Consider the following 19,348-nt stretch of genomic DNA (forward strand, 5'->3'; position numbering starts at 1 on the left):
AACTGTGACAAAAAGCGCACAAAACCAAGAACGCCGCACCCCATGAAGGAGTGCGGCGTCAGCGCTCGCCCGGGTCGCCGGGCGGCAGGAGCTTACTTGGCGGCCAGCGCGGCAGCCTGCTTGGCGATCGCCGACTTGCGGTTGGCGGCCTGGTTCTTGTGGATGACGCCCTTGCTGACGGCCTTGTCGAGCTGGCGGGCGGCGACGCGCTGCAGCGCCGCGGCCTGCTCGACGTCGCCCTGCTCGGCGGCCTCGCGGAACTTGCGGACGGCCGTCTTCAGAGAGGACTTGACCGCCTTGTTGCGCAGACGCGCCTTCTCGTTCTGCTTGTTGCGCTTGATCTGGGACTTGATGTTCGCCACGAAGAAGCCTCGGTGAAAGTCTAAGGATGGATGGGGCGCGCGGGCTCGATGAGAGGGCGCGCCACACGCAAGTGAACAGGGTACCAATAACCCAGGTGGCTGCTCAAATCAACGCCCCGGGTGTTCTCAGTTTAGGCCAGCCAGCGGGTCATGTACTCCTTCCAGTCCTCTTCGGTGGCGGCGAAGTCGACGTACAGGGCCAGGCCGAAGCGTTCGCGGCGGCCGTGTTCGGACAGGGCCAGCCGGGCGCCCTCGGCGGCCATCGCCACGCTCTCGGCGGCGTCCAGCCAGGGCAGGCCGTGGTCGTGGTAGGCGGGGGCGCCGACGAACAGGGACTTGCCGTCCGGGACCAGGTCGAGGGCGAGCGCGGCCTGCCTGGCCACGTACCCGCCGTAGAGGGACTGGGCGGGCGCGCCCGAGTCGTACGTCATGATCGCGACCTGGTCCACCCGGTTCACGACCTCCTGGAAGTAGCCCTGCGACCAGTATTTGTCGTGGCCGAGCACGAGCCTGCCCACCGGGCGCATGAGGGGATAGGGCTCGATCTGCGGGGTCGAGGTGGACAGCAGCTTCGTGTACGTCCTCGTCCGCTCCAGCAGGTCGAGGAACTCCGTGTCGCCGTCGCCGATCGGCTCGAAGTTGTAGTGGACGCCGTCGTAGCCCGCCTTCATGACGGCGGCCACGCCGGCCAGGACGTTCGCGCGGGAGCGGGCGTCGTCGAGGTCGAGGCCGTTCTTGACGGACTGGCCCAGCCAGGCGGAGACGCGGACGCCGGGCAGGTGCCGATGCATCCAGGTCACGAGATCTGCGGCCTTGGGATGCTTGGCGGGGTCCAGGCGGCCGTCCCACTCGAACGGGCCGGAATGGACGTACACGTCCTTGATGCCGGTGGTGCGCAGGCGGACGGCGAGCCGCTCCACGTCCCGCTCCGTACGGCGGCCGTCGACCCAGGCGTGGCCGAGCCAGAGGGCGTCGTTGCCGGTGCTCTTCGCCCAGGCCGCCGGGGCACCGGTAAACTGGAGGCGGAGCGCGACGGCGAGCAGGCCGGCCAGCGCCACCACGACGGCCAAGGCCAGCGCGATCAGGCGCAGGCCGCGGCGGACGACGGTCCGGATCATCATCTGGGCATGTCACCATGAAAGACGCTTGACCTCAACCCTGTCGAAACGGACTTCGGTGCGCACTCAGCCTGGCCAGACCGACCCCGCGTTGATCCGCAACTTCTGCATCATCGCGCACATCGACCATGGCAAATCGACCCTTGCCGACCGGATGCTGCAGATCACCGGCGTGGTCGACGACCGCTCCATGCGCGCCCAGTACCTCGACCGGATGGACATCGAGCGCGAACGCGGCATCACGATCAAGTCGCAGGCCGTGCGGCTGCCCTGGGACGGCCACGTCCTCAACATGATCGACACCCCTGGGCACGTCGACTTCACCTACGAGGTGTCCCGGTCGCTGCAGGCGTGCGAGGGCGCGATCCTGCTGGTCGACGCCGCGCAGGGCATCGAGGCGCAGACCCTGGCCAACCTCTACCTGGCCATGAACGCCGACCTGCACATCATCCCGGTGCTCAACAAGATCGACCTGCCCGCGGCCCAGCCGGAGAAGTTCGCCGAGGAGCTGGCCGGCCTGATCGGCTGCGACCCCTCCGACGTGCTCAAGGTGTCGGGCAAGACCGGCGTGGGCGTGCGCGAGCTGCTCGACCACGTGGTGGCGACCGTCCCGGCGCCCGTGGGCCAGGCCGACGCCGCCGCGCGGGCGCTGATCTTCGACTCCGTCTACGACACCTACCGCGGCGTCGTGACGTACGTCAGGGTCATCGACGGCCATCTGAGCAAGCGCGAGCGCATCCTCATGATGTCCACCAACGCCACCCACGAGACGCTGGAGATCGGCGTCATCTCGCCCGAGCCCAAGCCCGCCGAGCGCGGCCTCGGCGTCGGCGAGGTGGGCTACCTGATCACCGGCGTGAAGGACGTGCGCCAGTCGCGCGTGGGTGACACCGTCACCTCCTCGGCCAAGCCCGCCAAGGAGATGCTGGCCGGCTACGAGCACCCCAAGCCGATGGTGTTCTCCGGGCTCTACCCGATCGACGGCGACGAGTACCCCGAGCTGCGCGAGGCGCTCGACAAGCTCCAGCTCAACGACGCCGCGCTGATCTACGAGCCGGAGACCTCGGCGGCGCTCGGCTTCGGCTTCCGCGTCGGCTTCCTCGGCCTGCTGCACATGGAGATCGTGCGCGAGCGCCTGGAGCGCGAGTTCGGCCTGTCGCTGATCTCCACCGCGCCCAACGTCGTCTACCGCGTGGTCATGGAGGACGGCAAGGAGCTCACGGTCACCAACCCGTCCGAGTTCCCGACGGGCGGCAAGATCGCGCAGGTCTTCGAGCCGGTCACCAAGTCCACGATCCTGGCGCCGGCCGAGTTCATCGGCGCGATCATGGAGATCTGCCAGGGGCGGCGCGGCCAGCTCCTCGGCATGGACTACCTGTCGGAGGACCGCGTCGAGATCCGCTACACGCTGCCGCTCGGCGAGATCATCTTCGACTTCTTCGACCAGCTCAAGTCGCGCACCCGCGGCTACGCCTCGCTCGACTACGAGCCGGCCGGCGAGCAGGAGGCCGAGCTGGTCAAGGTCGACATCCTGCTGCAGGGCGAGGCCGTCGACGCCTTCAGCGCGATCGTCCACAAGGACAAGGCCTACTCCTACGGCGTCGACATGGCCAAGAAGCTGCGCGAGCTGATCCCGCGGCAGCAGTTCGAGGTGCCGATCCAGGCCGCCATCGGCGCCCGGGTCATCGCTCGCGAGAACATCCGGGCCATCCGCAAGGACGTCCTGGCCAAGTGCTACGGCGGTGACATCTCCCGTAAGCGCAAGCTGCTGGAGAAGCAGAAGGAAGGCAAGAAGCGGATGAAGATGGTCGGCCGCGTCGAGGTGCCCCAGGAGGCCTTCGTCGCCGCGCTGTCCACCGACTCCGCCGCCGCCGCCGACAAGAGCAAGAAGTAGCCGCTACAGGCCCAGCACGGCGGGCGTTCGCGCGAGCGCCCGCCAGTGCCGGCCCGGGTCGGGGAGCAGGCGGCGGGCCCGCAGGTCCATCAGCCCGCCGACGCCGGTCAGCTCGGCGGCCGGCTCGCCGTCCGCGCCTCTGAACTCCTGCCTGATCCGGAACGTCTTCCCCGCGCCCCACTCGAACGCGCAGCTCACCTCCACCTCGTCGCCGGCGCGCAGCTCGCGGTGGAAGCGGATGGTGCTCTCCAGCGTCACCGGGCCGACGCCGGCCTCCCGCAGGTCGTCGATCGAGATGCCGGCCGCGCGCAGGCACTCCCAGCGGGCGTGGTCGCCGTACTGGTGGTAGACCACGTTGTTGAGGTGGCCCTGGGTGTCGAGCTCGTAGCCGCGTACGGCGATGCGGACCGAGAAGGTCATGATCGTTCCTCCAGCCAGGCGTGCGATTTGGCGGTGAGGTAGCGCAGGCCGTCGTCGCCGAGCTCCACCCAGTCGCCGCGGGCCCAGCCGCCCGTGGTCTGGGGGGCGAAGCCGTGCCGCTGGAACAGCGCCGACGCCTCCTTCTGGGTGAGACCGCGGCGGCCCCACTCCGCGATGACGCGGGCCGTGCGCTCGGCCTCGCTCAGTTCCTCGTCGCCGAGCGCGGCGGCCAGCTCCTCCAGGCCGCGCGCCATCAGACGCAGCGAGGCCTGCACGCGGGCGATGTCCATCGGCGTCCCCTCATCGCTGTTCGATTGCTACCGATAGCTTAGCGATGGCAGCGGATACCCTGAAAAGGTGGAAGTGGTGCGTACGGAACGAATGGTCCTGTCCCGGATCCGCCCGGAGGACCTCGAAGCCGTGCACGAGATCCACTCCGACCCGCGGACGAACGTCTACAGCTCCGCCGGGCCCACCGTCGACCTGGAGGCCAGCCGGGTCATGCTCGACCTGTGGCTGGCCGACTGGGAGGAACGGGGGATCGGCTACTGGGCCGCCCGGCTGACGGACGGCCCGCAGGTGCTGGGCGTCGGCGGCCTGCGGCACGCGGCCCTGGACGGCGAGGACGTGCTCCACCTGTACTACCGATTCCGCCCCACCGCCTGGGGCCACGGGTACGCGGTCGAGCTCGCCAGGGCGGCCCTGCGCGTCGGGCGCGACCTGGGCCCCGTGGTGGCCCTGATCGGGGACGGCAACGAGCCGTCCCGCCGGGTGGCGGAGAAGGCGGGCCTGCACAGGGAGCGCACGATCCCGTACGGCGGCGTGCCCAGCGACCTCTACGTCGCCTGACCGCCCAGAGCCGTGCCCTGACCGCTCTGAGCCGTCGCCTGAGCCGTGTCGGCTGAGTCGTCGCCTGAGTCGTCGGCTGGGCGCTCAGGGGCGGGGACGCCGGCCCGGACGGGGCCGCATCAGGACGCCCGCCAGCGCCACCAGGCCCGCCACCGCCTGGGCCGCCAGGAACCCGCCCGTCGCGGCCGGCCCGCCGGCCAGCGCGACCACCGCGGGCAGGCAGCCGAGCAGCGCCAGGTCGGCGCCCGTGGCCGCCCACAACAGCGGACCGGTCGGGACGGCGCCGCCAGGGGTGTCGATGACCGGCATCGAATGGTCGACCGGCCCCCTCCTGGCCATCCGCAACGCGCCGGCCGCCAGCGCAGGCGCGGTGAGCAGCCCGAACATCCACGTGCCGGACGGAAGGCCGCCCACCGCCGCGACGCCGGCCAGAGCCAGGCCCGCCCAGACGCCGCCCAGCAGGCCGGGCAGCAGCGCCCGAGCCGCCAGCGCCGGACGCGCGCCCACGCCGGTCAGCCGGGCGAGGGCGGGGTTGTCGGCGTCCCGGCGCGCCCCGGACGTGCCGGACGCCGCCACCGCCAGCGCGCCGCCGAGCACGACCAGCCCGAGAGCCGCCGGAGCGGCGCCCGCCTGGGCGAACACGGCGGGCAACGCCGCGCTCGCCGCCGTGGCCGCCAGCCGCCAGGGACGGCGGCCGAGCCGCACCCAGTCCTGCCAGGCCAGCGCGAGCGGCGCGGGCAGCCCCGGCCACGGCCGTGAGACGAGCTTCCTGGCCCGCCAGTGGTTGTCCTCGGCGATCCAGGTCAGCGCGCCGGGATCAAGGGTGACGGCGGCGTCGGTGACATGCCCGGCCCGGGTGGAGGCGGTCAGCAGCCGCCGGGTGGGGATGGCGGCCAGCGACCCCCACGCCCGGCGGGCCAGCACGGCGGCCAGCGCGGCCATGGCCGACGCCGTGGCGGCCAGCGCGGGCAGGGGCGCGTTCGCGGCGGCCGCGAGCGCCGTCCGGGCCTGGCCGCTGACGGCGACCACGGCCAGCACCAGGAGCGCGACCAGCACGCCGGTCAGCCACAGGTTCCAGGTGGGCGAGGACTGGGCGAGCATCGCCAGCGCCATGCCCGCCACGCTCGCCGCCGTGGCCACCGCCAGCGCGGCCAGCAGCCGCCACACCAGCGCGCCGGGCGCGCCGAGCGCCGCCAGCAGCCCGAGCCCGAGCAGCAGCCCCGCCACGAGCGCGACGACCATGAGCACCCGCCCGGAACGCCCGAGCAGCCGCCGCCGGTCCAGCGGCGAGGTCAGCAACCAGGACGCCTCCGCGGCGGGCACCATCACCGGCCCGGCCGCCCGCGCCAGCGCCAGGCAGCCCGCGAACCCCAGCAGCACCAGCGCGACCCCCGCGCCCGTCCGCCCCGGCTCGACCGTCCCGCCCAGGCCGGAGACCACCGAGGACAGCGGCTGCCCGACCACGGCGAGCAGCATGCACAGCCCGAACAGGCTGACGTACCGATCGACCAGCCCGGCCTGGGCCCGCCCGCGCGCCCGGACGAAGGCCCGCACCGACCGCACGCTCACCTCGCCCGCGCTCACCTCGCCCGCGCTCACCTCGCCCGGGCTCACCTCGCCCGGGCTCACCGTCCCGCCGCCTTCGCCGTCGGGCCGCTATCGCGGACGACGGCGTCGTGGCCCCTCATGCGGGCACCCCGGCGGGGGAGACCCGGCGGGCGGCGTCGGCCAGGGCCTGGTCGTGGGTGGCCATCACCACGGTGCCGCCCTCGTCGGCGTACTCCTCCAGGAGTTCCCCGAGCCGGACGCGGAAGGCCGCGTCGAGGCCGCGTTCCGGCTCGTCGAGCAGCAGCAGCGTGCTCGGCCTGAGCAGCGTGGCGGCCAGGCAGAGGCGCTGGCGCTGGCCGGTGGACAGGTTGAGCGGCGGCGCGTCGGCCCGTTCGGTCAGCGCGAACTCCTCCAGCGCCGAGTCCACCGTCATGCGCGCCTCGGCGTAGACGGCGCCCATGAGCTCCAGGTGCTCGCGCGCCGTCAGCCCCGGGTACCAGGCGGGCTCGTCGCCGAGCAGCGCCACCCGGCGCCAGAAGGGCGCGTCGTCGGCGGGCTCGGCGCCGAACACGCGGACCTCGCCCGAGGTGGCGGGCTGGAGGCCGGCCAGGCAGCGCAGCAACGTGGACTTGCCCGATCCGTTGGGCCCGACGACCGCCACGACCTCACCCGGCTCGACGGCCAGGTCGAGGCCCCGGAGCACCGGATTGCCCCCGAGCTCGACGGACAGGTCGGCGACTTCGATGATCAAACCGCTCACCGTTCGAGCGTAGCCACCCCGCCAGCCGCCCGCGCGACCGGTCGCCGGGGCCTTCCCACGGCTTCCCGCAGCCTTCCCGCAGCCTTCCCGCGGGTCTCCCACGGTTTCCCGCGGGTCTCCCACGGTTTCCCGCGGGTTTCCCACGGCTTCCCGCGCGCTTGTCCCACCTTCCCTGGGCGTAAGAGCCGATTCTGTCGGTGCCGGTCGCTACCTTTGCTGTTCCCGAACACCAGTGCTACTGGAGGGTGACGTGATTGCTTCTGAGCGATTCGAGCGTGCCGCTGTGCTGGGGGTGGCCGTGGCGGAGGAGACCCGGCGGCTGCTGCGGCTTCACCTGAGACCCGCCGAGGTGGGCGGCGACGGCAGGGTGGTGGTCGACGTGCCCTATCCCGACGCGGCGGTGGTGGCGGCGCTGCTCGACGTCGCGGCCGAGTGTTTCGGCGAACGCGGCGGCTCGGTCGAGGAGACCAGGCAGGCGGCCCTGGAGACCCTGTTACAACTGGCCGAGTTCGACGCCGACTCCCAGCTCGCCCGGGTGCCGCCGGAGCCCGGCGACAGGCGCGGGCGACGGCTCGACGAACAGGCCGAATAGGCACATGTCCGTTGTTCTCCGTAGATAGGCCGAGAAGGGCGGAAGAATCGGTGCGCTCTGTGCCCGTCTGTCCGCTACCGTCGCGGCATGCGCATCCTCTCCGTCAACGTCGGGCGGTCGTTCGACGCGGAATGGGCCGGCAAGCTCGGCCGTACGGCGATCGACAAGCGGGCCGTGCCCCACCGGGTGGCGGTGCTGCGCAACGGCCTGGCCGGCGACGAGCGGGCCGACACGCCCAACCACGGCGCCCCCACCCACGCCGTCTACGCCTACGCCCGCGAGGACTACGACTGGTGGCAGGGCGAGCTCGGCCGCGACCTGCGCGACGGCCGGTTCGGGGAGAACCTGACCACCGCCGGTCTCGACGTCAACGGCGCCCTCGTGGGCGAGCGGTGGCGCGTCGGCAGCGTCCTGCTGGAGGTCACCGGCCCGCGCATCCCCTGCGTGGTGTTCCGCAACTGGATGGACGAGCCGGGCTGGCTCAAGCGCTTCGCGAGGGCCGCGCGGCCGGGGGCCTACCTGGCCGTGGTCGAGCCGGGCGAGCTGGGCGCGGGCGACGAGGTGGAGATCGTCTCGCGTCCGGAGACCGGCATGACGGTGGCGGACGCCTTCCGCGCCCGCCACGGCGACGCCGACGCGCTGGCCCGGGTGCTCGCGGTCCCCGGCCACGCCCCGGAATGGGACGAACTGGCCGCACGGGCGGGCCGGGCGGACGGCTAGGGACCGCGCACCCGGCACGGATGGGCGGCTCTCCAGACGGGCGGAGACCGCGCACCCGGCCGGGCGCCCGTCTAGCGCAGGACGGTGTACAGGGCCGAGGTGAGGGAGGCGCGGGCGTCGTCCTGGTCGATCGACCACATCATCGAGCCGCCCAGGCCCTTGAGCCGGATGTAGGCCGCCTTCTCCAGCAGCGACGCCGGGTCGTCGTAGGACCAGAACTCGTTGCCGTCGTACAACCACATCGCGCCGGTGCGCACGTCCCGGTAGCGCTTGCCGGGCTTGGCCGCCAGGTCCTTGTAGTCCTCGCTGCCCGGCCCCCACTTGCCGGCGGCCGGTCCGGTCGCGGGCTGCCAGAGGCCGTCGCCGCCGCCTGTCACGCCGGTCCAGCCCTGCCCGTACGCGGGCACGCCCACGACGATCTTGCGGCCGGGCGCGCCGCGCGACAGGTAGTCGCGGACGGTCTGGTCCACGCTGTACTTGACGGGGTTGGGGTCGCGCCGGTCGTTGAACAGGTTCCCGTTGTGCCCCGTCCGCGATTCCCAGGTGCCGTGCAGGTCGTATCCCTGGACGGTGGCGAAGTCGAGCGACCGGAACACCCGACGCACCTCGAACCCGGCGTCGATCTTCGCGGCGGCGGCCGGGAGGAAGGCGGTGAGCTGCGAGCTCGCCGAGAAGGCCCGGAGCTGGGCGCGCAGTTCCTCGACGAAGAGGGGGAAGTTGCGCCGGTCCTCGGGCCTGATCACGTTGCCGTCGTTGCCCGCCGAGCCCGGCCACTCCCAGTCCAGGTCGACGCCGTCGAACACGCCGGCGCCCGCGCCCGGCTCCAGGCCCGGCAGGTTGCCGCGCAGCCACAGGTCGACGCACGACCGGGCCAGCGCGGACCGCGACTGGGCGGTGAGCACGGCGTCGGAGAAGTACTTGGACCCGGTCCAGCCGCCGAGCGAGATCAGCACCTTGAGGCCGGGGTGCTTGGCCTTGAGCTTGCGCAGCTGGTTGAGGTTGCCGTTGAGCGCCTGGCCCGGCTGGTCGGCGACGCCGTCCACGCTCTGCTCGGCCGGCACCGCACGTTGCCAGTCGGCCCAGGGGTCGGCCGAGTAGCAGGAACCCTCGGCGTTGACGAAGCCGAAGGCGTAGTTGAGGTGGGTGAGCTTGGCGGCGGCGCCGCTGGTGTCCACGTCCTTGACGTGGTAGTTGCGCCCGTACACGCCCCACTGGATGAAGTAGGCGACCCGCTTGAATCCGGGATGGGCCTCGGCGGGCACGGACACCGCCGTCAGCCCGAGTAAGAGCGAGAGTGCGAGGACGATCTTCTTCACGGGCGCTCCTGGGGGGTGAACTTATAAGAAACTTTCCTATAAGTTGACGCGATCGTAGAACCGTCACCCCGTGCCGTCAACGACGCGCGCCACCTCCTCCGCGCTGGAGAACAGCCGCCACGCGCGCGCCGGGTCGCCGAACAGCGACAGCACCAGATCGGCCAGCTCCTGCCTGGTCGCGGCCGCCGCGAGCAGGGTGAGGACGTGCTCCGCCGGCGGCCGGAGGAAGGCGTTCGTCCACGCGACGACCGGCTCGGCCGCCACCCACATGCGCCGGGTCGTCTCCCGCGCGAACGCCGCGTCGTACGGCCCGCCCGCCGCGATGGCCTCGGCCGCGATCCAGGCGCAGGCCGAGCCCAGGTTCGCCCCCTGCCCCGTGATCGGGTCGTTGGTGACCCAGGCGTCGACGATCGCCAGCGCCACGCCGCCGCCGGGCAACTCGGCCACCGCCTCGCGCACGACCGGCGTGATCGCGCCCTGCAGCAGGTCCTCCGGTCCGAGCAGCTCGAACGCGGCCGGATCGAGCTGCTCGGCCAGGCGCGGCGCGTGCTCGGGCAGCAGGGCGAGCAGCGTCTTGCAGAACTCGTCGGCCGGCACCCGGGCCAGCACGTCGAGCGGCCCGCCGGGGATCGCCTCGACCAGGACGCCGCCATGCACGCCAGACCGCGTCATCATCGCCATGGACAGGATCTCGCCGCAGCCGGGCGAGATGTTGAAGCCGAAGGCCGGCCCCGGGTCGAACCCGTGGAACAGCCCGGCGGCCAGGATCCGCTGCGGCGCCTCGTACGGCGACCACGCCGGAACGCGCGGGAACAGCTCGCGCACCGAGCGCCGCCCGGTGGCGACCACCATCAGCTCGTGGTCGCGCGACCAGCGGGCGACCTGGCCCGCGTCCGGCGGGAGGGGATCGACGACCAGCCGGCCGCCCCTGCCGGTGTAGTCGTCCATGAGCGCCGGCAGCAGCACCCGGAAGTCGACCCCGTGGAACGGCTCGCTCACGCGGCCGGTGAACTCCAGCGGCGGATCTCCCTTGATCGAGAGGCGGCCGCTGACCAGCAGGCAGCCCGGGTCGAGGAAGTGCAGGCTGCCCAGCTCCCGCTCGCGGTCCTGCGCGCGGCCCATCCTGCCGACCGTGTTCGGCAGCCGCCCGCGGCCCAGGTCGGCCGCGTCGCCCTCGCTGTAGAGCGTGGTCGCGACGCCGAGCTGCTGCAGCCGCAGGGCCAGCGTCAGCCCGGAGATCCCCGCGCCCACGATTCCGACGCCCGTCATGTGCCGCCTCCTTCGATGGCTCTGAGCACATCCGTGAGCAGGCACACTGGATGACGTGCCATCCACCCTGCCCGACGGCGATCCGGCGCCCGCCTCCGGCGAGCTGCCCGACAGCGCGCTGCGCGGGCTCGGCGAGCGCCCGTTCGGCTTCTACGTGCACGTGCCGTTCTGCGTCACCCGCTGCGGCTACTGCGATTTCAACACCTACACGGCCGCCGAGCTAGGGCCCGGCGCCTCCCACCGCGACTACGCCGACACCGTCGTGGCGGAGGTGCGGCTGGCCCGGCGCGTGCTCGGCGACGCCGACCTGCCCGTGGAGACGGTGTTCTTCGGCGGCGGCACGCCCACGCTGCTGCCTCCCGAGGACCTGGCGCGCGTCCTGGCCGCGATCGACGCCGAGTTCGGGCTGCGGCCGGGGGCGGAGGTCACCACCGAGGCCAACCCCGAGTCCGTCGACCCCGCCTACCTCGACAAACTCCGTCAGGGCGGCTTCAACCGGGTCAGCTTCGGCATGCAGAGCGCGCGTGAGCACGTGCTCCAGGTGCTCGACCGCAGGCACACGCCGGGGCGTCCGGCGAGGGCCGTCCAGGAGGCGCGGGCGGCCGGGTTCGAGCACGTCAACCTCGACCTGATCTACAGCACGCCGGGGGAGTCCGACGACGACTGGCGGGCCTCGCTGGCCGCCGCGATCGAGGCCGGCCCCGACCACGTGTCGGCGTACTCGCTGATCGTGGAGGAGGGCACCAGGCTGGCGGCCCGCATCCGGCGCGGCGAGCTGCCGATGCCCGACGACGACGTCGCCGCCGACCGTTACCTGATCGCCGAGGAGATGCTGGCCGAGGCCGGTTTCTCCTGGTACGAGGTGTCCAACTGGGCCACCTCCGAGCAGGCCCGCTGCCGGCACAACCTGCTCTACTGGACCGGCGGCGACTGGTGGGCCGCCGGCCCCGGCGCCCACAGCCACGTCGGCGGCACCCGCTGGTGGAACGTCAAGCACCCGGCCGCCTACGCCCAGCGCCTGGCGGCGGGCGCCTCGCCCGCGCACGCGCGCGAGGTGCTCACCGGCGACGACCGGGCCGCCGAGCGGCTGATGCTGGAGCTGCGGCTGGTCTCCGGCTACCCGCTCGCGGAGGTCGCGCCCGGCGCGCGCACGTCCGTGGCGAGCGCGCTGGCCCGCGGGCTGCTGGAGCCGGAGCCGTTCAGGGCGGGCCGGATGGTGCTCACCCTCAAGGGGCGGCTGCTGGCCGACGCCCTGATCACCGAGCTCATGTGACCAGGCGGATGGCGAACGGGTAGCGGTAGTTCTCGCCGCGGTTGGTGGCGATGGCCGCCTGGACGTGGAAGATCAGCGACACGATCCATATGATCGGGAACAGCAGCAGGCCGACCAGCACGATCGACAGCACCATCGCCACCGCGTAGCCGATGAACATCGTGATCTGGAAGTTCAGCGCCTCGGCCGCCTGGTCCCTGACATAGGGGGACTCGTCCTTCTTCATTAGGTAGATGACCAGCGGGCCGATCCACGAGACGAGCAGGCCCAGCAGGTGGGCGAGCATGGCCATCGTGGTGTCGTCGCTGCCGCGGCGCGGGCCGAACCGGCCGGGCACGTACGGCCCGGCGGGGTGGCCGTAGCCCTGCTGCCCGTGGCCCGGAGCTTGTCCGTAACCGGGGGGCTGGCCGTAGCCGGGCGGCGGGGGCACGTAGCGGGGCGGCGGAGGCATGGGGCCGGATTGCGGGCCGGGCCCGCTCGGCGGCTGCCGCCCGTAGTCCGGCTGGGAACCCGGCTGCTGCCCGTAGCCGAGCTGGGGGCCGGAGCCCTGGTCGCGGGGCGCGTCGTAAGGCGGCACGTCAGAACGCGGCACGTCAGAACGCGGGACGTCGGGGGTTGGGTCGTCGGCGGGCGGCGGGTCCTGGCTCATGATGCCTCCGTAACGAAGTCGATCAGTTCCTCGACCCGGCCGAGCAGCTCCGGCTCCAGGTCGGTGTAGGACGAGACGGCGCCCAGAATGCGCCGCCAGGCGTCCGCGGGCTCCATGCGCCAGCCCAGTGCGGCGAGCACGCCCTCCTTCCACGGCACCCCGCGCGGCACGTCGGGCCAGCCCGGGATGCGCAGCACGGACGGTTTGACCGCCTGCCAGATGTCGATGTACGGGTGACCCACGACGAGCACGTGCGGCGAGGTGATCCGGGCCGCGATCCGGCTCTCCTTCGATCCCGGCACCAGATGGTCGACCAGCACGCCGAGCCTGCGGCCCGGCTCGGGGGCGAACTCGGCCACGATGGCGGGCAGGTCGTCGACGCCCTCCAGGTACTCGACGACGACCCCCTCGACCCGCAGGTCGTGGCCCCAGATCTTCTCCACGAGCGCGGCGTCGTGCACGCCCTCGACGTAGATCCGGCTCTCCTTGGCGACCCGCGCCCGCAGCCCCTCCACGGCGATGGACCCGGACGCGCTGCGCCTGGGCCCCGCAGCCGCAACCGCGGCCGCCGGGCGCACCAGCGTCACGGGCCTGCCCTCCAGCAGGAACGCGGCCGGCGCCAGCGGGAACAGGCGGCGTTTGCCGAACCGGTCCTCAAGGGTGACGGCCTCCTTGTCGCAGGCCACCACGGCGCCGCAGAAGCCGCTGTCGGCGTCCTCCACGACCAGGTCGAGTTCGGCGGGCACCTTCGGGATCTTGCCCTTGCCCGGCCGCCGCCAATTACCCGCCAGCACATCACCCTCGTACACACGGGGACCGTAGCAAATCACCCGCTGACCGCAAGGCGCTTACGCGCGCCGCTGCGCCGGACGAGCACGACGACCGTGCCGATGATGCCGATGAGCAGGCCGGCGCCGGGGAACAGGAACAGCGCCGCCACCCCGCCGAACAGGCCGCCCGCCGCGGAGAGCACGTCCCGGCCCACGCCGAAGCGGGCCGACGACTCCTCCTGCGTGGCGCAGGTCAGCTGGTAGTCGCCCTTGGCGGGGGCGTTGACGGCGAGGATCTCCTGCCAGGTCGTGCCGCCGGCGCTGAGCGTCTGGGTGCCGGAGACCTTGACCAGCCTGGCCTGGGCCGGGCCGCCGGAGATCTCGCACTGGTAGTTGACCCGCGTGTCGGTGGCGATGTAGACGGCCGGGCGCTTGGCGGGGTCGATCGCGACCTTCACGCTTTCGCCCGACGCGAACGTGGTCGTCGGGGCCATGTCCGTGACGCTGCTCAGCACGCCGCCGGCGAACACGACCACGCCCACGACGCCCAGCACCACGGCGACCGCCCACACGACGGCGATCCACCACAGGCGCGGCTTGATCGCCTTGCCGTCGATCCTGGCCGGGAACTGCGGCTGCTGGCCGTACTGGTTGTGGGGGCCGTACTGGTTCGGCTGGGCGTACTGGTCGGACTGGGCGTACGGGTTCTGCTGGCCGTACTGGTTCTGCTGACCGTACTGGGGCGGGGGGCCGTACGGGGCGGACGGCTGTTGCTGCTGGTAGGGCGGCTGGCCGTGCTGCTGCGGCTGGTACGGCGGCTGGGCGTGCTGGTTCTGCTGACCGTAGTAGGGACCCTGCCCCTGGGGCGGTCCGTACTGCGGGGGCTGGGAATTGTCGGTCATGCGGCAAGTGTGAGGCCTGTCGCTTGTAAGTCGCTAGCAACAGGATGGGACCTGGTGTTATCGCACCTTGTGGGCGAGAGCCGTACACTTGGCACTCGGGAACACGGAGTGCTAGACCTGTCGTTTCCCTGTTAGGCAGAGGCAGGAGGTGAGCACGTGCTCGACGAACGGAAGCTTGCGGTGCTCCGCGCCATTGTCGAAGACTACGTGTCCACCAACGAACCGGTGGGCTCCAAGGCGCTGGCAGAGCGTCACAACCTCAAGGTCTCCCCGGCAACGGTCAGGAACGACATGGCCGCTCTGGAGGAGGAGGGCTACATCACCCAGCCGCACACCAGCGCGGGCCGCGTGCCGACGGACAAGGGCTACCGCCTGTTCGTCGACCGGCTCTCGCAGGTCAAGCCCCTGTCGGGGGCCGAGCGGCGGGCGATCGAGACCTTCCTCGCCGGCGCGGTCGACCTCGACGACGTGGTCTTCCGCACCGTGCGGCTGCTCGCGCAGCTCACCCGGCAGGTCGCGGTCGTGCAGTATCCGACGCTGACCCGTTCCACGGTCAGGCACGTCGAGCTGGTCCCGCTCAACGACCGGCGGGTCATGCTCGTGCTGATCACCAACACCGGGCGCGTCGAGCAGCGCGTGATCGAGCTGCCCGAGGTGGTGGAGGACGACCGCATCGCCCATCTGCGCGCGGTGCTCAACTCCTGCCTCGACGGCTGCGGGCTGAGCAACGTCCCCGAACTGGTCGCCGACCTGCCCGAGCGGCTGCCCGCCGAGGACCGGCCCGCCGTGGCCACGATCCTGTCGGTGCTGCTCGAAACCCTCGTCGAACGCCATGACGAGAAGATCGTGTTCGCCGGCGCGGCCAATCTCGCGGGCGCCGACTTCGCCACCGGCCTGCGCGACGTGCTGGAGGCGCTGGAGGAGCAGGTCGTGCTCATGCGGTTGCTCGGCGAGACATCCACAGACACCCCGTCCGCGCTCACCGTGCGCATCGGCTCGGAAAACCCCTACCTTCGCGGCACGTCCATCGTCGCAACCGGATACGGTTCTGGCGACAACCAACTGGCCCGGCTCGGCGTGCTGGGTCCCACGAGGATGGACTACCCCGTGACGATGGGCGCCGTACGCGCGGTGGCACGCTACGTCAGCCAGATCCTGGCTGCATCTTAAGAGGTCGATAAGTGGCAAACAGCGACTACTACGCCACCCTCGGGGTGCGCCGTGACGCCAGTCAGGACGAGATCAAGAAGGCCTACCGCCGCCTCGCCCGCGAGCTGCACCCCGACGTGAACCCCGATCCTGAGACCCAGGAGCGGTTCAAGGAGATCACGCAGGCCTACGAGGTGCTGTCCGACCCGAACAAGCGCCAGATGTACGACCTGGGCGGCGATCCCTTCGGCGGCGGCGCGGGTGCGGGAGCGGGCGCCGGCGGCTTCGGCGCGGGTTTCCCCTTCAGCGACATCATGGACGCCTTCTTCGGCACCGCGGGCGGCACCCGCGGGCCGCGCTCGCGCGCCAGGAGGGGCCGCAACGCCACCATCCGGGTCGAGCTCGACCTGCGCGAGACGGCGTTCGGCACCACCCGCGAGCTGGTCGTGGACACCGCCGTGCTGTGCGAGGTGTGCCACGGCGCCGGCGCGGCCCCCGGCACCCACCCCGACACCTGCGACATGTGCAACGGGCGCGGCGAGATCTCCCAGGTCACCCGCTCGTTCCTGGGCCAGGTCATGACCTCGCGGCCGTGCCCCCAGTGCGGCGGCTTCGGCAGCATCATCCGCCACCCCTGCCAGGAGTGCTCAGGCGACGGCCGGGTTCGCACCCGCCGTACGATCAAGGTTCGCATCCCCGCGGGCGTCGAGGACGGCACCCACATCCAGCTCGCCGGCGAGGGCGAGGTCGGCCCCGGCGGCGGCCCGCCCGGAGACCTCTTCCTGGAGATCGTCGAGCGCGCGCACGAGATCTTCGAGCGGCGCGGCGACGACCTCCACTGCACGGTCCAGATCCCGATGACGGCCGCCGCGCTCGGCACGATCCTCGCCGTCGAGACGCTCGACGGCTCCGAGGAGATCGACGTGCGCCCCGGCACCCAGTCCGGCCAGGTCATCACCATGTACGGGCGCGGCGTGCAGCGGCTCAACGAGTCCGGCAGGGGCGACCTGCTCATCCACGTCAACGTCGAGACCCCGATGCGGCTCGACCAGACGCAGGAGGACCTGCTGCGCGAGCTGTCCAGGCTGCGCGGCGAGGAGCGGCCGCCGGGCAAGTTCGCCCCCGGGCAGCAAGGTTTTTTCTCCCGCCTGCGTGACGCCTTCAACGGCAGGTGACGATCACCCGTGACCGTCCCCGTGTTCCTCGCCGAGGACCTCGTCGGCGCCGAGCTCACGCTCGACGGCCCTGAGGGGCGGCACGCGGCCTCCGTGCGGCGCCTGCGCGCCGGCGAGCGGGTCGACCTGACCAACGGCGCGGGCGACGTCGCCGAGTGCGTGGTGCGCGAGGTGTTCAAGGACGCGCTCGCGCTCGACGTGCTCGCCCGCTACACCGTCGAGCCGCCCGCGCGGCGGCTGGTGGTCGTCCAGGGGCTGCCCAAGGGCGACCGGGGCGAGCTTGCCGTCGAGATGATGACCGAGGTGGGGGTCGACGTGATCGTGCCCTGGGCCGCCTCGCGCAGCATCACGCAGTGGAAGGGCGACAAGATCGCCAAGGCGCTGGGCCGGTGGCGCTCGACGGCCCGCGAGGCCGGCAAGCAGGCGCGCCGGTTCCACCTGCCGCAGGTGGCCGACCTCGCCTCCACCGCCCAGGTCGAGGGGCTGCTGGCCGACGCGGCGCTGGGGCTCGTGCTGCACGAGGAGGCCGCCGAGCCGCTGTCGAAGGTGGCGCTGCCGCCCGGCGGCGACATCGTCGTCGTCGTGGGGCCCGAGGGCGGGGTCTCGGAGGAGGAGCTGCGCAGGTTCGCCGCGGCCAAGGCGGTGCCCGTGCTGCTCGGGCCCACCGTGCTGCGCACCTCCACGGCGGGGGTGGCGGCGGCGGCCGTGCTGCTCGCGCGCACCGAGCGCTGGTGATCCCGGCTCAGGGTGTGGTGTGCGGCACGTCCACCAGCGGGCTGCTCAGGTCGCTCGGGCCGGTGGGCGGGTCGTCCGGCGGGCACTCGTCGGAGGGGCACGACGTCGGCGTGTCGGTCGTCTCCGGCGGGGTCGGCGTGGGGGTCGGCGTGATCTCGGGGCACTCCTGGCCGACGGCGGGCTCGCCGCTCGGGCAGGGCGTCGAGGACGGCGTCGGCGACGGCGTGGGCTGCCTGGTCGACCTGGCCGTCTCCGAGGGCCGGTGGGTCTCGCTGTGGCTCGGCGGCACGACCACCGCGGGCGGCGGCTCGGCGCTGTGACTGCCGGGCCTGGGCGGCGTGGACAGCCTGGTCGAGGAGTTGCCGGGGGTGGTGGTCGAGTTGTCCACCACCTTGACGGGCGTCTCGAAGATCTGGGAGCGCAGCCCGGGAACGACCATCACGATCGTCCCCGCCACCAGCACGGCGCTGACCGCCGCCGCGCCCGCACGCCACCAGAACAGGTTACGGACGCCGCGCCGCTCGATGCGGGCGCGGATGATCTGCAGTCCTTCCGGCGAGGGCACGACCGCGTCCGCCTCCGCGCGGAGCGCACGGCGCAGGACGTCGCCGTACTCGTCGGGGGGCTGGGTCATGACATCTTCTCCAGGACGGACCGCAACGCGGCCATTCCACGGGCGGTGTGGCTCTTGACCGCGCCCTTGCTGATGCCCATGGCGTGGGCGATCTCAGCTTCGGACAGATCTCCGTAATAACGCAGAACCAGTGCTTCTCTCTGTCGGGTCGGCAGGGCGCGTAACGCCTCGATGACGGCGGAGCGTTCCAGCTCGCCGATCGCGCCGTTCTCGGCGCTCGGGGCGTCCGGCAGGCCCTTGGGTGCGTATTTCTCGACGACCGCGCGGTGACGCAGCACGGAACGGGACCGGTTGACGACAGACTGACGCAGGTAAGCGAGTGCCTTGTCGGGATCGCGCAGTCTGCGCCAGGCGCCGTGAATGGCGACGAACGCGTCCTGCACGACTTCCTCGGCGGTTGCCATGTCACGCACCAGCAACACCGCGAGACGCACCAATGACCGGAAGTGCGCGCTGTAGAGCGCGGTCACGGCCATGTCGGCATCCCACCCGACCGGCACCGCCCCCATCGACCTGTCGGCCAGCAGGGTTTCGGTGGTCACATCAGTGGGACGCGCGGCCTTCCCAGAGGGTTTACTCTCTTCCGGTTCTGAAGGTTTCCCCGGTTCCTTAGGGTGCATTACCCAGTCGTGTTCCTCGCCAGGTGGCGCTCGCCCGACCCTGAATCATCTTTTTTGCTCTGAAGTGTCGCATACTCACCCTAACCGCGCGGATCTTCGGGCGCACGACACCACGGATTACCGATTCGCAACGGACTGCCGAACGGTCGCTCTCGATAGGGTACTGCCGTGAGCGACTGCCTCTTCTGCAAAATCGTGGCCAAGGAAATTCCGGCCGACGTCGTCTACGAGAACGCCAGGGCGCTGGCGTTCCGCGACATCAATCCGCAGGCCCCGACGCACGTGCTGGTCATCCCGCGCGCGCACCACCCCGACGCGGCGTCCATGGCCGCCGCCGACGACGGGCTCGCCGACGACGTGCTCAAGGCCGCGCACGCCGTGGCCGTCCAGGACGGCGTGGCCGAGGGGGGCTACCGGGTCGTCTTCAACACCGGCCCCGGCGCCGGCCAGACCGTCTTCCACGTGCACGCCCATGTTCTCGGAGGGCGTGACCTCACGTGGCCGCCCGGCTGATATTGACGCGAGCAACCAGCCTGGTGCCGGATACGATGGGCGGAGAAGAACACCGAACAGACCGGGAGGCATCAGGCCGC

22 protein-coding genes are annotated in these 19,348 nt (G+C 72.0%); 9 read left to right on the top strand and 13 right to left on the bottom strand.

From position 1 onward, the window contains the following. Positions 1-92 precede the first annotated feature (92 nt). Together rpsT and AB0J76_RS29280 are read right to left on the bottom strand one after the other, a co-directional pair. Positions 93-362: a 30S ribosomal protein S20 gene (gene rpsT / locus AB0J76_RS29275; RefSeq protein ID WP_106235424.1), complete on the bottom strand. Its 270-nt coding sequence runs from the start codon at positions 360-362 to the stop codon at positions 93-95. A gap of 131 nt (positions 363-493) precedes the next feature. Continuing rightward, positions 494-1,483: a hypothetical protein gene (locus tag AB0J76_RS29280; RefSeq protein ID WP_352324065.1), complete on the bottom strand. Its 990-nt coding sequence runs from the start codon at positions 1,481-1,483 to the stop codon at positions 494-496. A gap of 55 nt (positions 1,484-1,538) precedes the next feature. Between AB0J76_RS29280 and lepA the strand changes: the two genes are divergently transcribed. Then, on the top strand, positions 1,539-3,374 hold the full coding sequence (gene lepA / locus AB0J76_RS29285; RefSeq protein WP_352324066.1) for a translation elongation factor 4: 1,836 nt from the start codon (positions 1,539-1,541) through the stop codon (positions 3,372-3,374). 3 nt (positions 3,375-3,377) lie between these two features. Here lepA and AB0J76_RS29290 read toward each other — a convergent pair whose 3' ends face one another. Both AB0J76_RS29290 and AB0J76_RS29295 read right to left on the bottom strand, forming a co-directional pair. Then, on the bottom strand, positions 3,378-3,794 hold the full coding sequence (locus AB0J76_RS29290; RefSeq protein WP_352324067.1) for an acyl-CoA thioesterase: 417 nt from the start codon (positions 3,792-3,794) through the stop codon (positions 3,378-3,380). Next, on the bottom strand, positions 3,791-4,084 hold the full coding sequence (locus AB0J76_RS29295) for a hypothetical protein (RefSeq protein ID WP_352324068.1): 294 nt from the start codon (positions 4,082-4,084) through the stop codon (positions 3,791-3,793). Before AB0J76_RS29295 ends, AB0J76_RS29290 begins: the two co-directional genes overlap by 4 nt. A 76-nt stretch (positions 4,085-4,160) precedes the next feature. Here AB0J76_RS29295 and AB0J76_RS29300 point away from each other — a divergent pair, with 76 nt between their 5' ends. Continuing rightward, on the top strand, positions 4,161-4,643 hold the full coding sequence (locus AB0J76_RS29300; RefSeq protein ID WP_352324069.1) for a GNAT family N-acetyltransferase: 483 nt from the start codon (positions 4,161-4,163) through the stop codon (positions 4,641-4,643). Positions 4,644-4,727: 84 nt separating this feature from the next. Here the strand turns inward: AB0J76_RS29300 and AB0J76_RS29305 are convergent, their stop codons facing one another. Both AB0J76_RS29305 and ccmA read right to left on the bottom strand, forming a co-directional pair. Then, complete coding sequence (locus AB0J76_RS29305; protein WP_352324070.1) at positions 4,728-6,272, bottom strand: DUF6297 family protein; 1,545 nt, start codon at positions 6,270-6,272, stop codon at positions 4,728-4,730. A 55-nt stretch (positions 6,273-6,327) separates the two neighbouring features. Continuing rightward, positions 6,328-6,951: a heme ABC exporter ATP-binding protein CcmA gene (gene ccmA / locus AB0J76_RS29310; protein WP_352324071.1), complete on the bottom strand. Its 624-nt coding sequence runs from the start codon at positions 6,949-6,951 to the stop codon at positions 6,328-6,330. A gap of 250 nt (positions 6,952-7,201) precedes the next feature. Between ccmA and AB0J76_RS29315 the strand changes: the two genes are divergently transcribed. Both AB0J76_RS29315 and AB0J76_RS29320 read left to right on the top strand, forming a co-directional pair. Then, entirely contained in the window at positions 7,202-7,543 is a 342-nt protein-coding gene (locus tag AB0J76_RS29315) for a hypothetical protein (protein WP_352324072.1), read from the top strand. Between the two features lie 87 nt (positions 7,544-7,630). Then, positions 7,631-8,263 (top strand): MOSC domain-containing protein, encoded by a 633-nt coding sequence (locus tag AB0J76_RS29320; protein ID WP_352324073.1) that lies wholly within the window; start codon positions 7,631-7,633, stop codon positions 8,261-8,263. 71 nt (positions 8,264-8,334) lie between these two features. On the opposite strand, the gene AB0J76_RS29325 is transcribed toward AB0J76_RS29320, so the two are convergent. Both AB0J76_RS29325 and AB0J76_RS29330 read right to left on the bottom strand, forming a co-directional pair. Continuing rightward, on the bottom strand, positions 8,335-9,579 hold the full coding sequence (locus tag AB0J76_RS29325; RefSeq protein WP_352324074.1) for a glycoside hydrolase family 18 protein: 1,245 nt from the start codon (positions 9,577-9,579) through the stop codon (positions 8,335-8,337). A gap of 63 nt (positions 9,580-9,642) precedes the next feature. Next, positions 9,643-10,848, bottom strand: coding sequence for a styrene monooxygenase/indole monooxygenase family protein (locus AB0J76_RS29330; RefSeq protein ID WP_352324075.1), 1,206 nt, complete (start codon positions 10,846-10,848; stop codon positions 9,643-9,645). A gap of 55 nt (positions 10,849-10,903) precedes the next feature. Between AB0J76_RS29330 and hemW the strand changes: the two genes are divergently transcribed. Beyond that, complete coding sequence (hemW, locus tag AB0J76_RS29335; RefSeq protein ID WP_352324076.1) at positions 10,904-12,121, top strand: radical SAM family heme chaperone HemW; 1,218 nt, start codon at positions 10,904-10,906, stop codon at positions 12,119-12,121. Here hemW and AB0J76_RS29340 read toward each other — a convergent pair. Genes AB0J76_RS29340 through AB0J76_RS29350 form a run of 3 tightly spaced genes read right to left on the bottom strand, consistent with a single transcriptional unit; the run spans position 12,114 to position 14,442 of the window. Beyond that, entirely contained in the window at positions 12,114-12,770 is a 657-nt protein-coding gene (locus AB0J76_RS29340; protein WP_352324077.1) for a DUF4870 domain-containing protein, read from the bottom strand. The genes hemW and AB0J76_RS29340 overlap by 8 nt on opposite strands. Next, positions 12,767-13,579 (bottom strand): DUF3097 domain-containing protein, encoded by an 813-nt coding sequence (locus AB0J76_RS29345; protein WP_352324078.1) that lies wholly within the window; start codon positions 13,577-13,579, stop codon positions 12,767-12,769. Before AB0J76_RS29345 ends, AB0J76_RS29340 begins: the two co-directional genes overlap by 4 nt. A gap of 17 nt (positions 13,580-13,596) precedes the next feature. Next, complete coding sequence (locus AB0J76_RS29350; RefSeq protein ID WP_352324079.1) at positions 13,597-14,442, bottom strand: DUF456 domain-containing protein; 846 nt, start codon at positions 14,440-14,442, stop codon at positions 13,597-13,599. A gap of 156 nt (positions 14,443-14,598) precedes the next feature. On the opposite strand from AB0J76_RS29350, the gene hrcA reads away from it, so the two are divergent. The 3 genes from hrcA to AB0J76_RS29365 are packed head-to-tail and all read left to right on the top strand — an operon-like array spanning position 14,599 to position 17,501. Further along, positions 14,599-15,612, top strand: a complete 1,014-nt coding sequence (gene hrcA / locus AB0J76_RS29355) for a heat-inducible transcriptional repressor HrcA (RefSeq protein ID WP_352324080.1) — start codon at positions 14,599-14,601, stop codon at positions 15,610-15,612. A gap of 11 nt (positions 15,613-15,623) precedes the next feature. Further along, entirely contained in the window at positions 15,624-16,766 is a 1,143-nt protein-coding gene (gene dnaJ, locus AB0J76_RS29360; protein ID WP_352324081.1) for a molecular chaperone DnaJ, read from the top strand. A gap of 9 nt (positions 16,767-16,775) precedes the next feature. Beyond that, entirely contained in the window at positions 16,776-17,501 is a 726-nt protein-coding gene (locus AB0J76_RS29365; protein ID WP_352324082.1) for a 16S rRNA (uracil(1498)-N(3))-methyltransferase, read from the top strand. A 7-nt stretch (positions 17,502-17,508) separates the two neighbouring features. Here the strand turns inward: AB0J76_RS29365 and AB0J76_RS29370 are convergent, their stop codons facing one another. Beyond that, entirely contained in the window at positions 17,509-18,135 is a 627-nt protein-coding gene (locus AB0J76_RS29370) for a hypothetical protein (RefSeq protein ID WP_352324083.1), read from the bottom strand. Then, positions 18,132-18,644, bottom strand: coding sequence for a SigE family RNA polymerase sigma factor (locus AB0J76_RS29375; RefSeq protein ID WP_049573205.1), 513 nt, complete (start codon positions 18,642-18,644; stop codon positions 18,132-18,134). Before AB0J76_RS29375 ends, AB0J76_RS29370 begins: the two co-directional genes overlap by 4 nt. A 279-nt stretch (positions 18,645-18,923) precedes the next feature. Between AB0J76_RS29375 and AB0J76_RS29380 the strand changes: the two genes are divergently transcribed. After that, complete coding sequence (locus AB0J76_RS29380; protein ID WP_352324084.1) at positions 18,924-19,268, top strand: histidine triad nucleotide-binding protein; 345 nt, start codon at positions 18,924-18,926, stop codon at positions 19,266-19,268. Positions 19,269-19,348: the final 80 nt, after the last annotated feature.

It is taken from the genome of Nonomuraea sp. NPDC049624 (assembly GCF_040675255.1).
In the GTDB taxonomy this organism is placed as follows: domain Bacteria; phylum Actinomycetota; class Actinomycetes; order Streptosporangiales; family Streptosporangiaceae; genus Nonomuraea.

Coding starts and splice junctions, on each gene's coding strand:
- AB0J76_RS29280 (WP_352324065.1), bottom strand. CDS start 1,483: ATGATGATCCGGACCGTCGTCCGCCGCGGCCTGCGCCTGATCGCGCTG.
- AB0J76_RS29290 (WP_352324067.1), bottom strand. CDS start 3,794: ATGACCTTCTCGGTCCGCATCGCCGTACGCGGCTACGAGCTCGACACC.
- AB0J76_RS29295 (WP_352324068.1), bottom strand. CDS start 4,084: ATGGACATCGCCCGCGTGCAGGCCTCGCTGCGTCTGATGGCGCGCGGC.
- AB0J76_RS29320 (WP_352324073.1), top strand. CDS start 7,631: ATGCGCATCCTCTCCGTCAACGTCGGGCGGTCGTTCGACGCGGAATGG.
- AB0J76_RS29330 (WP_352324075.1), bottom strand. CDS start 10,848: ATGACGGGCGTCGGAATCGTGGGCGCGGGGATCTCCGGGCTGACGCTG.
- AB0J76_RS29340 (WP_352324077.1), bottom strand. CDS start 12,770: ATGAGCCAGGACCCGCCGCCCGCCGACGACCCAACCCCCGACGTCCCG.
- AB0J76_RS29350 (WP_352324079.1), bottom strand. CDS start 14,442: ATGACCGACAATTCCCAGCCCCCGCAGTACGGACCGCCCCAGGGGCAG.
- AB0J76_RS29370 (WP_352324083.1), bottom strand. CDS start 18,135: ATGACCCAGCCCCCCGACGAGTACGGCGACGTCCTGCGCCGTGCGCTC.
- AB0J76_RS29375 (WP_049573205.1), bottom strand. CDS start 18,644: ATGGGGGCGGTGCCGGTCGGGTGGGATGCCGACATGGCCGTGACCGCG.